Here is a 13,131-nt window from a genome sequence, read left to right as displayed (position 1 = left end):
CCTCAGGCAAGCAGGCCGGCGCTGGCGCCGTCGGCGGCATCCGGCGCCGCTTCGCGCCCCATGTCGGCGCTCCAGACCAGTTGCTTGTAGTCGAAGCCGGTTTCGATGGTGGGTTTGACGATCGCGAAATAGGGCGAGATGTCGAAATCGCGCGGCGCGAACAGACTGTGATGGCGGATGTGCAGGATTTCGGCGCGGGTAAATCGCGTCATGTTCTTGCGTGCGGCGATCTCGAGGCGCGGCAATACCGGATAGCGCACCTGCTCGAACGCCTGGGCGATCAGCGTCGAGCAGATGGCGCGGGTCGGCTCGCCGGAGCCAAGGGCGATCATGCGCCGGCGAAACCGCGATGGCGCCGGCAGGGGCAGCAGGTAGCGACCAAGATCAATGACATTGCGCAGGTCGTAGGCCTGGCCGATGCGCGAGCGGGCGTAGGCGACAACAGCGTCACGGTCGTCTGGCGTCAATGCGACCGGGCGGCAGATGCGGACGCTGGCGGCGGCGTATTTTGACAGGGGCGCGGTGGTGACGCCGTGTTGCACGTCGGCCTCGACCAGCACGTGGTCATCCTGATCCCGAACCGGCCCCACATACAAGGCGGCGTGGGACCAGCTGGACTGGGTGAGGTACTTGATGATCGAGGCGATGCGCGTCGCCCCCTCGACCAGCAGCACGTCGCCCGGCTGCAGGGCGCGGGCGAGGGCCGCCGGGTCCGGCGGGGCCGAGGGCCTGTAGCCAGGAAGCTCCTGCATCAGGAAGGCGGCGATCTTCCGCCCGAGCCAGCTGAGCGCGCTGTCCATGTGATTCTACCGGAGGCTGGCCCTGGTGCGGACGCCGCCCCTTACAGCATGCTGGGCAGGATGCGGTCCGGCGGCCGGTGTCCGTCCATGAAAGTCTGGATGTTGAGAATGACCTTCTCGCCCATGTCGTGGCGGCTTTCGATGGTGGCCGAACCAAGATGGGGCAGCAGGACCACCTTGTTGGCGCGCGCCAGCTTGAGCAGCCGGGGATTGACCGCCGGAGCGTGCTCGAACACGTCCAGCCCGGCGCCGGACAGCTCGTTGGCCTCCAGCATCCGCGCCATGGCGGTCTCGTCGATGATCTCGCCGCGCGCCGTATTGACGATGATCGCCGAGGGCTTCAGCAGTTTGAGGCGACGGGCGGACAGCAGGTGATAGGTGGCCGGCGTGTGCGGGCAGTTGACCGAAATGATGTCCATGCGGGCCAGCATCTGGTCGAGCGATTCCCAATAGGTCGCCTCCAGCGCCTGCTCGGTGGCGGCGGGGACGCGACGGCGGTTGTGGTAATGGATCGACAGGCCGAAGGCGCGGGCGCGGCGGGCCAGGGCCTGGCCGATGCGGCCCATGCCGACGATGCCGAGGCGTTTGCCGGTGATGCGCCGGCCCAGCATCCATGTGGGCGACCAGCCGGTCCATTCGTCGTCCGGCACCACCCGTGCGCCTTCGGCGATGCGGCGCGCCACGGCGAGAATCAGCGCCATGGTCATGTCGGCCGTGTCCTCGGTGAGGACGCCAGGCGTGTTGGTGACGGTGACGCCGCGGGCCAGCGCCTGCTGAACGTCGATGTGATCGACGCCGGCGCCAAAATTGGCGATGAGCCGCAATTGCGGACCAGCCTGGGCGAGCACGGCGGAATCGATCACATCGGTGATGGTCGGAACCAGCACGTCCGCTGTCTTCACCGCCTCGATCAGGTCGGCCTGACGCATGGGCGCGTCGTCATGGTTCAGCCGTACGTCGAACAGTTCCGCCATGCGGGTTTCGATGGCGTCCGGAAGCCGGCGGGTGACGACGACGAGGAGTTTCTTTTTGGTCATGACGCGTCCCAGGCAGGTGCTTTTCACGCAGCGTTAAGCAGGCTCGGGCGACACAGGGTGAGATCTGCGTCTCGGGACTCTGTAGCAGACAAGACCAGAAACACAACGCATCCAATCGTCGGACGCCCATGCGCCCGTCAGGATGGGGATCGCTGGCGCCGGCATTGAAGCCGGGGCGCCGGACGGGAGATGGAGCATGATTGGGGTTGGCCGGGTCAGGAGCGGGCGCGTGGCGATGACGCAGGTCGCGGCCGCGCTGGCGCTGCTCGCGGCGGGGTTCGCGCCGGCTGGCCTGACGCCGGCGCGCGCGGCGGACGGGCCAAAGGGCTCGGTGACCGGGCTGCCGTTGCCGCGCTACGTCAGCCTGAAGTCAGATCGCGTCAACCTGCGTCAGGGGCCCAACAAGGACCACGCCACGACCTGGGTCTATCACCGGGTCGGACTTCCGGTGGAGATCACCGCCGAGTTCGAAACCTGGCGGCGGGTGCGTGATTCAGAAGGCGTGGAAGGCTGGGTTTTGCACTCGCTGCTGTCAGGCAAGCGCACCGCCCTGGTGGCGCCGTGGGAAAAGGCGGCGTTCGTGCCGATGTATCGCGAGGCGTCGGAAACGGCGTCGCTGGCGGCGAAGCTGGAGCCCAATGTCGTCGTCCAGGTCAAAAAGTGCGACAAAACCTGGTGTCGGGTCGAGGTCGCCCGGCGCGAAGGCTTTATGCGGCAGGACAAGCTGTGGGGCGTCTATCCTGGCGAAGTGGTCGACTGACGGCCAGGGGACTGGCGAGATCCGGATGGGGAATGCTGACGGAGAGGCGTGATCCTGGCGGCGAAAGCGTGCTGGCCGGGCGTCGCCACGCCGCATCGCCACATCGGCGTCTCGCGATTCGGCGGGCCCTGGAGGAGGGCGCGCCAGACTGCCCTGGCTCTCCTGGTGCTCCTGGTGCTCCTGGCGCGAGGCGCGGGCATATGGTCAAAAAAAAGACCGCCGGAACGGCGGTCGTTTTTGCGGGTATGGATTGTGCGGACGTGACGCCGAAAATCAGCGGCCGGCCAGGATGCGCATCTCAGGACGCGCATCATTGGGCGCGTGCCGTCATGACGCGCGCCATCCGGAAGCCGGCGGTCAGGAAACGCGCTTGGGGCGCAGGCGCACCACCACGTCGACGCGAGCGATTTCCATGCCTTCCGGCGCGTCCGGCAGGTTGGAGATGTTGATCGACGAACCGGGGATGTCCAGCAGCCGCTCCTCGCCTTCGACAAAGAAGTGGTGGTGGTCGCCGACATTGGTGTCGAAATAGGTGCGCGAGCCGTCAACAGCCACCTCACGCAGCAGACCGACCTCGGTGAACTGGTGCAGCGTGTTGTAGACGGTGGCGAGGGAGACCGGAACGCGGGCCTTGCTGGCCTCCTCGTACAGCATTTCAGCCGTTACGTGGCGGTCGCCCTTTGCGAACAGGAGCCAACCCAGAGAAACGCGCTGGCGGGTGGGGCGAAGTCCGGCGCGACGCAATTCCGCGCGCAGGGCGTGCACCGGGCAGCCCTTCAGGCCGTCCGTCTCGCCAGCAACAGTATCCACGCCACGCAGGGCGTCGCCGTCAGTCATCAAAGCCATATCCCGTAAATTGCCCTGTTATCATAGGCAACAGAGGCCGCGGCTGCAACCCGCGCCCTGTTTCAATGGTTTACCTGCGACCACAAGGCGCCGCTCCGGCGGCTGGTTCAGGCTGCTGGCGGCGATCCCGGGTGCGTTCCCTGGACGCGTTTCCTGGGCGGTAATCTCCCCGCTGCAATCTTCTGGCGCTTCCAGAACTTTCGACGACGTCAATGTGCGGCTTTCAGCCGGGGCGGCAATCATGTTACAAGCGCCCGTGAAGACAGGCGACGGCCACAGGCCCGGCTCCGGTCCTTCTCTTGCGCATTCGCCGCGCACCCACGATGTGATCCCTTCACCAGGATCCACCCGCGATTTGTCAGGACGATGACCGACACTGCTCACAGCGCCACGCGTCAATCCAGCTTCACCTACGAAGAGCTCCTCGCCTGCGGGCGCGGCGAACTGTTCGGGCCGGGCAACGCCCAGTTGCCCCTGCCGCCCATGCTGATGGTGCATCGCATCACCGACATCTCCGAAACGGGGGGCGACTTCGACAAGGGCTACGTCCGGGCCGCATACGATGTCAGCCCTGACGACTGGTATTTCCCCTGCCACTTCCAGGGCAATCCGATCATGCCGGGCTGCCTCGGTCTCGACGGCATGTGGCAGATCACCGGCTTTTTCCTCGGCTGGCTCGGCGAGCCGGGCCGCGGCATGGCCCTCTCCACCGGCGAGGTGAAGTTCAAGGGCATGGTGCGCCCGGACGTCAAACTGCTCGAATATGGCATCGACTTCAAACGCGTCATGCGCGGCCGGCTGGTGCTGGGCACGGCTGACGGCTGGCTGAAGGCCGATGGCGAAAAGATTTACGAGGCGAAAGACCTGCGCGTCGGGCTGTCCAAGGTCTGAGGCAAACGCAGGCCGCGGGCCGCGCCGGACGATCCGGCGTGGGTCCGCGCGGGCGCGGCCCGGTTTGCCTGGTTTTGTGATCTGGCGTCCCGGGCCATTGCGCCGCTCCCGGAAAAACACGATATGCTCCGGATAACGCCCGGCGCGTCCGCGCCGGCGACTGAATGGAATCAGGCGCGCGTTCGCGCGTTCGCGAAATGGTGCAGATCTGCGGGGAGTCGCGGCCTTTGGGTCACGACGCCGCGCCGGTCCGGAGAAAGGAACAGCGGCTGATGAGGCGCGTCGTCGTTACCGGGATGGGCATTGTCTCGTCCATTGGCAACAATATCGCGGAGGTGACGGAGTCGCTCCGTGAGGCCCGCTCCGGCATTTCGTTCGCCGAAGAATACGCCAAACTCGGCTTCCGCAGCCAGGTTTATGGCAAGCCGACGCTTGCCCCCGAAACGTTGGTTGACCGCCGCGCCATGCGCTTCCTCGGCGAGGGCGCCGCATGGAACCATGTGGCCATGGAGCAGGCGATCGCCGACGCGGGGCTGGAGCCTGGCGACATTTCCAGCGAGCGCACCGGCATCATCATGGGTTCCGGCGGACCGTCCGCCCGCACCATCGTCGAATCAGCCGACGTGACCCGCACCAAGGGGCCCAAGCGCGTCGGTCCGTTTGCCGTGCCCAAGGCCATGTCATCGACCGCGTCGGCCACCCTGGCCACCTGGTTCAAGATTCGCGGCGTGAACTATTCGATCTCCTCGGCCTGCGCCACGTCGGTGCACTGCGCCGGCGCTGCTTATGAGCAGATTGCCTGGGGCAAGCAGGACATCGTTTTCGCCGGCGGTTGCGAGGAGCTGGACTGGAGCCTGTCCGTGCTGTTCGACGCCATGGGCGCCATGTCGAGCAAGTACAACGACCGGCCCTCGACCGCGTCGCGCGCCTACGACAGGAACCGCGACGGTTTCGTCATCGCTGGCGGCGCTGGCGTCCTGGTGCTTGAGGAGCTTGAGCACGCCAGGGCCCGCGGCGCCAAAATCTATGGCGAGGTTGTTGGCTACGGCGCCACGTCGGATGGCTATGACATGGTCGCGCCCTCGGGCGAGGGCGCCATCCGCTGCATGCGCCAGGCCCTGGCGACGGTGAAGCAGCCGATCTCCTACATCAATCCGCACGCCACCTCGACGCCTGTCGGCGACGACAAGGAAATCGAGGCGATCCGCGAGGTCTTCGGCGCCGGCGACAAGTGCCCGCCCATCTCGGCCACCAAGTCGCTGACCGGTCACTCCCTCGGGGCCACCGGCGTGCAGGAGACGATCTATTCACTGCTGATGATGCAGAACGGTTTTATCTGCGAGAGCGCCCACATCGAGGAGCTTGATCCCGCATTCGCCGACATGCCGATCGTGCGCAAGCGCATCGACAACGCGAAGCTGGAAACGGTTCTGACCAATTCCTTCGGTTTTGGCGGCACCAATGCGACGCTGGTGCTGAAGCACATCGATTCCTGACCCGCAGGGGCGGCGCGGGAAACCGCGCCAGGGGCGTTTCCGGTCACGCGAACGGGCGGAAACGCTTTTCCAGTCTGGTTTGATGCATGCCCGGCATGAAAGGTGACGTCCACTTTTCATGGAAGTGCTCTGGCGCGCGCGCCTTATGGATTTGAAACTGGCGCGGCTTCCGCAGTTCAGGCAACTTCCTGACCGGACCCGTTGCAAACTGGCGCGTCGCCGGCGGCGGCCGCATGGAGAGGACGACACATGGCGTTGATGGCGGGCAAGCGCGGCCTCATCATGGGCGTTGCCAACAACCATTCGATCGCCTGGGGGATCGCCCAGGCCCTGGCCGCCGAAGGCGCCGAACTGGCTTTCACCTATCAGGGCGATTCCCTGCGCAAGCGGGTTGCTCCGCTGGTGGCGTCCCTTGGCGCTGACGTGCTGCTGCCCTGCGACGTCGAGGACATCGACAGCGTCGACGCCGTGTTCGCCGCCCTGAAGGAAAAGTGGGGCAAGATCGACTTTCTCGTTCACGCCATCGCCTTCTCCGACAAGAACGAACTGAAGGGGCGCTACGCCGACACCAGCCGCGCCAATTTCTCGCGCACCATGGTGATCTCCTGCTTCTCGTTCACCGAGATCGCCCGGCGGGCGGCGGCGATGATGCCGGACGGCGGCGCGATGCTGACGCTGAGCTTCATGGCCAACCGGGTCATGCCGAACTACAATGTCATGGGCGTGGCCAAGGCGGCGCTTGAGCAGAGCGTGCGCTACCTCGCCTCCGACTTCGGGCCGGACGCGGTGCGCGTCAACGCCATTTCCGCCGGGCCGGTGCGCACGCTGGCCGGCGCCGGCGTCAACGACGCGCGGCTGATGTTCAACTACCAGAAGGCGCATGCGCCGCTGCGGCGCTCGGTGTCGATCGAGGAGATTGGCAAGTCGGCGCTGTATCTGCTGTCGGACTGGTCGTCCGGCGTGACCGGCGAGATCCATTATGTGGACAGCGGTTACAATATTATCGCCATGCCGCGCACGTCCGAGCTGAAGGCGCAGGAAGATGCGCAGGCGGAGGCTGAAGGGGCCTGAAGGCACTCGGGCAGCAGCCAGGCGCAGGATTTCGCCCCTGCGCCGGCGCCTGAAAATCAGGCAGCGGCGGCGCGGCGTCTGAAAAAGAAAATGCGGCCTCTCGGGCCGCTTTTTTGTTGCTGCTGCAGACTTGCGCCAGGCTTGGCCGCCTGAAGGGGCGGATGCTGTGGTGTGTCCTTGCGCACACAGCACAAAAAATGGCAGCGATGCTGCCATGATAAAAGTTGCGTCATTTTGCGACGCGCCCTATCAGTGAACTTGCAGCACTTGCTGCATGCCCTCTGTGGGCGTTTCCTCCCTAGACTTCAAGGGCGGCGCTTTGTGCGCGGCCCTTTTTTCTTTTCGGGGCTGAGACTAACCGGGCTGGTATCATTTGCAACGAAATTTTTTACAAAAAATGCCGGATGGTGAGATTTCCGTGAGCGCGATGCGGGCCATGGCGGCAATTCGCAACCCGCTCCGCCGGCGCCGGATCGCCGCGCTGCGCTGATCCAGGTCGACAAGTATTTGTTATACAATTCGTTCCGGGCAGCTTCCGTCATCAGGCTGTCATAATGCGGCCGGCCGCCGCTGGCCCGGCATGCGACATTTTGCGCCATGTGGGCAGGTTCCGGACCGGTCCGCGCTCGCCCATCTGACCAACAGAACGGCGGCGCATGTTTCCGGGGCGTCCCGATCCCATGCTGCCCCGGCGGCTCCGTCGCGGGCCTCGCGCGGGAAAGAACGTCGCGGTGGACAAGGGTCACAAGTCATGCGAACCCGGCCGTGGAGCCGGCCGGCCGGGTTTTGGCCATGCTCAGGGAGCGCCCATGACGTTTCTGGTGAAAATTTGTGGCTTGCGCGACGCGGAGACGCTGGACGCCGCCCTGGCGGCTGGCGCGAACATGGTTGGTTTCGTCCACTTCGCCCGCAGCCCCCGGCATCTCGATCTCGCCGACGCGGCGCGGCTGGTTGCCAGGGCGCGCGAGCGCCAGGCCCAGAGCGTGGTGCTGGCGGTTGACCCCGATGACGACGCGGTGGCGCGCATCGTGGAAGAAGTGAAGCCGGACTGGCTGCAATTGCATGGCGCCGAAACGCCGGAGCGGGTGGCGGAAATCCAGGCGGCGCATGACGTCGGCCTCATCAAGGCGATTGGTGTCTCCGGCCCGGAAGACGTGGCGCGGGCCCTGACCTATGACGCCGCCGATCTGCTGCTGCTCGACGCCCGGCCGCCGCGCGACGCCACCCGCCCTGGCGGCAATGGCGTGGCGTTCGACTGGGCGCTGGCGGGCGATGCGCGGCTGCCGCCATTCCTGCTGTCGGGCGGCCTGCATCCGGACAATGTGGCCGGCGCCATCGCTGGCCTGGCCGGACAGGCTTCCCTGGCTGGCGTTGACGTCTCGTCGGGAGTAGAGAATGCGCCAGGCGTCAAGGACGCGGCGCTTGTCGGCGCGTTCATTCGCGCGGCAGTTGGCGCGGCTTTGTCGCGTCCGAGCATGAAGGAACCGGTTGCGTGAGCGCTCATTCCCACACCGCTTCGCCGCAGGCGGGGCAACGGCCCAATTCCTATCGCAGCGGCCCTGACGCGCGCGGCCGCTTCGGCCTGCACGGCGGCCAGTTCGTTGCCGAGACGCTGATGCCGCTGGTGCATGAGCTGGAAGCGGCGTGGGCGGAGGCCAAGGCTGATCCGGAATTCCACGCCGAGATGCAGCGCCATCTGGCCACCTATGTCGGCCGGCCGAGCCCGCTTTATTACGCCGAGCGCCTGACGGAGCACCTGCGCGCCGAGGCCCGCAAGGCCGGCCGCGATGGCGGCGCCAAGATTTACCTGAAGCGCGAGGAGCTGAACCACACCGGCTCCCACAAGGTGAACAATGTGCTGGGCCAGATCCTGCTGGCCCGCCGCATGGGCAAGCAGCGCATCATCGCCGAGACCGGCGCTGGCCAGCATGGCGTCGCCACCGCCACCCTCTGCGCCCGCTTCGGCCTTGACTGCGTCGTCTACATGGGCGCGGTGGACGTGGAGCGGCAGATGCCGAACGTGTTCCGCATGCGCATGCTGGGCGCCACGGTGGTTCCGGTGGAGTCCGGTTCGCGCACCCTCAAGGACGCCATGAACGAGGCGATGCGCGACTGGGTGACCAATGTCGGCAGCACGTTCTATTGCATCGGCACGGTGGCGGGCATGCACCCCTATCCGGCCATGGTGCGCGATTTCCAGTCGATCATCGGCAATGAAACCCGCGAGCAGATGCTGGCGGCTGAGGGGCGGCTGCCCGACAGCCTGGTCGCCTGCATCGGCGGCGGCTCCAACGCCATGGGCCTGTTCCACCCGTTCCTCGACGACCCGGAAGTGGCCATCTATGGCGTCGAGGCGGCGGGCCACGGCATTTCATCGGGCATGCACGCGGCGTCGATCGCCGGCGGCCGTCCGGGCGTGCTGCACGGCAACCGCACCTATCTGCTGATGGATGCCGACGGCCAGATCACCGAAGCCCATTCCATTTCGGCTGGCCTCGACTATCCGGGCATCGGCCCGGAGCACGCCTGGCTGCATGACGTGGGCCGCGTCAACTATCTCAGCGCCACCGACGATGAGGCCCTGGCTGCGTTCCAGTTGCTGACCCGGCTGGAAGGCATCATTCCGGCGCTCGAGCCTTCGCACGCCATTGCCCGCGTCATCGAGCTGGCGCCGCAGATGCCGCAGGACCACCTCATGGTCGTTTCTCTCTCGGGGCGCGGCGACAAGGACGTTCCCCAGGTGGCCGAGATGCTTGGCCCCAATCTGGACGGCAACACGGGCGGAGCACGGGCATGAGCGTGGTGGAAGCGAAACAGACGGCCGCGACGGGCGTGGCGCGCATCGATGCGCGCTTCGCCGCGTGCAAGGCCGAAGGCCGCGCCGCCCTGGTAACTTTTCTCACGGCGGGCGATCCGGACTTCGAAACCTCGGTGGGCATCATCGCGGCCCTGCCGGCGGCCGGCGCTGACGTGATCGAGATCGGCATGCCGTTCACGGATCCGATGGCCGACGGCCCGTCGATTCAGGCCGCCGGCTTGCGCGCCCTCAGGGCGGGCCAGACGCAGATCCGCACCCTGGAGCTGGTGCGCCGGTTTCGCGAAAGCGACCAGGCGACGCCGGTCATCCTGATGGGCTACTACAACCCCATCTACGTCTATGGCGTGGAGCGGTTCCTCGCCGACGCCAAAGCGGCTGGCGTGGACGGCCTGATCGTCGTCGATCTGCCGCCGGAAGAGGACGACGAGCTGTGCCTGCCGGCGTTGCAGGCCGGGCTCGCCTTCATCCGCCTGGCGACGCCGACGACGGACGACGCGCGCCTGCCGGTGGTTCTCGCCAATACGGCGGGCTTCGTGTACTACGTCTCGATCACCGGCATCACCGGCTCGGCCACGCCGGATTTCGGCCAGGTTGGCGCGGCCATCGCCCGCATCAAGCAGCACACCCGGCTGCCGGTTGCCGTCGGCTTCGGCGTCAAGAACGCGGAGCACGCGGCGGCGGTTGCGGCCACGGGCGCCGATGGCGTGGTGGTGGGCTCTGCCCTCGTCGACCGCATCCGCGCCTCGCTGGATGGCGACGGCAGGGCGACCGCCGGCACGCATGAGGCGGTGATCTCGCTGGTGGGCGAACTGGCCCGGGGCGTGCGCGCCGGGCGCGCATAAGCCGCGGTCGCCATGGGCGAATGGCGGTCGCGGGATGGCGGCCGCCTTGAAATTGCGCGATTGCTCCCTTTATTGAGGGCTCTCGTCCAGAGCTGAATGCGACCGGGCTGAACCGGCGGTTTGCTCTGCCTTGTTGATTTGACGGGTTTTCCCGAGGCGACGCGGTCGCTGCCTTGCGGGAAGCTGCCCCAGGAGCATGATCCAGTCCCGCCGCCGCAGGCGGTTCTGGCATGGAGCGCCTCCGGCTGGAGCGACGCAGAAGGTCAAGGGTTCATGAACTGGATTTCCGACGTCGTCCGGCCGAAGATCAAGACGCTGTTCAAGCGGGAAGTGCCGGAGAACCTCTGGATCAAGTGCCCGGAGACCGGGCAGATGGTGTTCCACAAGGAAGTGGAAGCCAACCAGTTCGTCATTCCAGGCTCCGATTTCCACCTGCGCATGTCGGCGGCGGCGCGCCTGAAGGCGATGTTCGACCACGAGACCTGGGAGGAAATCACCTTCCCGGAGGCGCCGCTCGATCCGCTGAAATTCCGCGATGAGAAAAAATATGTCGATCGCCTGCGCGACGCCAGGGCCAAGACCGGCGCGGTAGACGCGGTGCGCGTCGGCGCCGGTGCCGTGGAAGGCGCCCAGATGGTCGTCGCCGTGCAGGACTTCGACTTCATGGGCGGCTCGCTCGGCATGGCCGCCGGCGAAGCGGTGATCACGGCGCTGGAGACCGCCGTCGCCCGCCAGACGCCCTGCGTGCTGTTTGCGGCCTCGGGCGGCGCCCGCATGCAGGAAGGCATGTTCTCGCTGATGCAGATGCCGCGCACCACCGTGGCGGTGCGCCATCTGCGCGAGGCGGGCCTGCCGTACATCGTCGTCCAGACCAATCCGACCACCGGCGGCGTCACCGCCTCTTACGCCATGCTGGGCGACATCCATATCGCCGAGCCAGGAGCGCTGATCGGCTTCGCCGGGCCGCGCGTCATCGAGCAGACCATCCGCGAGAAGCTGCCGCCAGGCTTCCAGCGCGCCGAATATCTCAAGGAGCACGGCATGGTCGACATGGTCGTGCACCGCCATGAGCTGAAGGCCACCATTGCCCGGTTGTGCCGCCTGCTGATGAAACAGCCGGCGCGCGACGATGGCGACGCCATCGCCCGCGCCGATGCGCCGGCCGAGGCTGTGGCCGGCTGACGGGCAGGACGCCGCAGATGACGCCGCACATGAGCCGGGGCCAGATGGGCGGCGACACATCCGACGCCCTGATCGCGCGATTTCTTGGCCTGCATCCGAAGGCCATCGACCTGTCGCTGGACCGGATTCGACACCTGCTGACCGCGCTCGGCGCGCCGGAGAAGCGCCTGCCGCCGGTCATCCATGTGGCCGGCACCAATGGCAAGGGCTCGACCATCGCCTTCATGCGGGCGATTCTCGAAGCGGCGGGCCTCGCGGTTCACGTCTACACCTCGCCCCATCTGGTGCGCTTTCATGAGCGCATCCGCCTCGGTCGGCGCGGCGAACCTGGCGTCTTCGTCGATGAGGACGTGCTGGTGGAGGCGCTGCGGACCTGCGAGCAGGTCAACGCCGGCCAGCCAATCACCGTGTTCGAGATCACCACCGCGGCGGCGCTGAAGCTGTTCAGCGAGCATCCGGCCGACGTGCTGTTGCTGGAGGTCGGCCTCGGCGGACGCTACGACGCCACCAATGTCATCGACGCCCCGGTGGCGGCGGTTGTAACGCCGGTATCGCAGGACCACGCGGAATTCCTCGGCACGGACGTGCTGGCCATCGCCCGCGAGAAGGCCGGGGTGTTCAAGGCCGATTGTCCTGCGATCATTGCCGCCCAGCCGCGCGACGTCAGCCGCGAACTGGAGGAGGCGGCGCTGCGCGTCGGCGCGATCCCGTTCGTCGGCGGCCAGGATTTTCAGGCGCGCGAGGAAAATGGCCGGCTGATCTACGAAGATATCAACGGTCTGCTCGACCTGCCGCTGCCGCGCCTCGGCGGCCGTCACCAGCACATCAACGCTGGCGCCGCCATTGCCGCCCTGCGCGCCGCCGGCATGAGCAATCTCTCCGACGCCGCCATTGAACGCGGCTTGCTGGGGGCTGAATGGCCGGCGCGCATGCAGCGGCTGCGGGAGGGGCGGCTGCCGTCGCTGGCGCCGGCGGGCGCGGAAATCTGGCTCGACGGCGGCCACAATCCGGATGGCGGCCGCGCCATCGCCGCCGCTTTGGCCGATCTGGAAGAACGTAGCCCGGCCCCGCTGGTGATGATCGTCGGCATGCTGGGAACCAAGGATGGCGAGGGTTTTCTGGCGCCGTTCGCCGGCCTGGCGCGCGATGTCATCGCCGTGCCGATCCCCGGCCAGATGGCGGCGCGCCCCGCCGCCGAGGTGGCGCAACTGGCGCTGGCCGCCGGCATGCGCGCCGAAACGGCCACAAGCGTCGAAGCGGCGCTGATCGCCACCAGCCGCCGCGTCTGGGCCCGCCCGCCGCGCATCCTGATCGCCGGCTCGCTCTACCTGGCCGGCGAGGTGCTGGCCGCCAACGGCACGCCGCCGGTCTAGGACGGATCGACATTC

General features: G+C 66.9%; 12 protein-coding genes. 9 read left to right on the top strand and 3 right to left on the bottom strand.

The genetic code is table 11. The features are described 5' to 3' along the window. Positions 1-2: 2 nt before the first annotated feature. Both ACERNI_RS16705 and ACERNI_RS16700 read right to left on the bottom strand, forming a co-directional pair. The gene (locus ACERNI_RS16705; RefSeq protein ID WP_448834375.1) at positions 3-800 is read right to left on the bottom strand and encodes a YiiX/YebB-like N1pC/P60 family cysteine hydrolase; all 798 of its coding nucleotides are present in this window, start codon (positions 798-800) and stop codon (positions 3-5) included. 41 nt (positions 801-841) lie between these two features. Next, complete coding sequence (locus ACERNI_RS16700; RefSeq protein ID WP_448834374.1) at positions 842-1,837, bottom strand: 2-hydroxyacid dehydrogenase; 996 nt, start codon at positions 1,835-1,837, stop codon at positions 842-844. A gap of 235 nt (positions 1,838-2,072) precedes the next feature. Between ACERNI_RS16700 and ACERNI_RS16695 the strand changes: the two genes are divergently transcribed. Further along, on the top strand, positions 2,073-2,597 hold the full coding sequence (locus ACERNI_RS16695) for an SH3 domain-containing protein (RefSeq protein WP_448834389.1): 525 nt from the start codon (positions 2,073-2,075) through the stop codon (positions 2,595-2,597). 357 nt (positions 2,598-2,954) lie between these two features. Here the strand turns inward: ACERNI_RS16695 and irrA are convergent, their stop codons facing one another. Beyond that, positions 2,955-3,434: an iron response transcriptional regulator IrrA gene (gene irrA, locus ACERNI_RS16690; RefSeq protein ID WP_448834373.1), complete on the bottom strand. Its 480-nt coding sequence runs from the start codon at positions 3,432-3,434 to the stop codon at positions 2,955-2,957. Between the two features lie 375 nt (positions 3,435-3,809). On the opposite strand from irrA, the gene fabA reads away from it, so the two are divergent. The 8 genes from fabA (at position 3,810) to ACERNI_RS16650 (ending at position 13,116) form a co-directional block, all read left to right on the top strand. After that, positions 3,810-4,334 (top strand): 3-hydroxyacyl-[acyl-carrier-protein] dehydratase FabA, encoded by a 525-nt coding sequence (gene fabA, locus ACERNI_RS16685; protein WP_448834372.1) that lies wholly within the window; start codon positions 3,810-3,812, stop codon positions 4,332-4,334. Between the two features lie 272 nt (positions 4,335-4,606). Further along, positions 4,607-5,830: a beta-ketoacyl-ACP synthase I gene (gene fabB, locus ACERNI_RS16680; protein WP_448834371.1), complete on the top strand. Its 1,224-nt coding sequence runs from the start codon at positions 4,607-4,609 to the stop codon at positions 5,828-5,830. A gap of 249 nt (positions 5,831-6,079) precedes the next feature. Continuing rightward, positions 6,080-6,901 (top strand): enoyl-ACP reductase FabI, encoded by an 822-nt coding sequence (fabI, locus tag ACERNI_RS16675; RefSeq protein WP_448834370.1) that lies wholly within the window; start codon positions 6,080-6,082, stop codon positions 6,899-6,901. Between the two features lie 809 nt (positions 6,902-7,710). After that, the gene (locus ACERNI_RS16670) at positions 7,711-8,397 is read left to right on the top strand and encodes a phosphoribosylanthranilate isomerase (RefSeq protein ID WP_448834369.1); all 687 of its coding nucleotides are present in this window, start codon (positions 7,711-7,713) and stop codon (positions 8,395-8,397) included. Next, a complete protein-coding gene (gene trpB, locus ACERNI_RS16665; RefSeq protein WP_448834368.1) occupies positions 8,394-9,698 on the top strand; it encodes a tryptophan synthase subunit beta in 1,305 nt (434 codons plus the stop codon). The genes ACERNI_RS16670 and trpB overlap by 4 nt, the downstream gene beginning before the upstream one ends. Next, positions 9,695-10,561, top strand: coding sequence for a tryptophan synthase subunit alpha (trpA, locus tag ACERNI_RS16660; protein ID WP_448834367.1), 867 nt, complete (start codon positions 9,695-9,697; stop codon positions 10,559-10,561). Before trpB ends, trpA begins: the two co-directional genes overlap by 4 nt. Before the next feature lie 273 nt (positions 10,562-10,834). Further along, entirely contained in the window at positions 10,835-11,743 is a 909-nt protein-coding gene (gene accD, locus ACERNI_RS16655) for an acetyl-CoA carboxylase, carboxyltransferase subunit beta (protein ID WP_448834366.1), read from the top strand. Positions 11,744-11,760: 17 nt separating this feature from the next. Beyond that, positions 11,761-13,116, top strand: coding sequence for a bifunctional folylpolyglutamate synthase/dihydrofolate synthase (locus ACERNI_RS16650; RefSeq protein WP_448834365.1), 1,356 nt, complete (start codon positions 11,761-11,763; stop codon positions 13,114-13,116). Positions 13,117-13,131: the final 15 nt, after the last annotated feature.

The sequence above is a fragment of the Camelimonas sp. ID_303_24 genome (assembly GCF_053543495.1).
The sequence above is the reverse complement of the archived record's forward strand: the minus strand, read 5'-3'. Positions and strand labels throughout refer to the sequence as shown.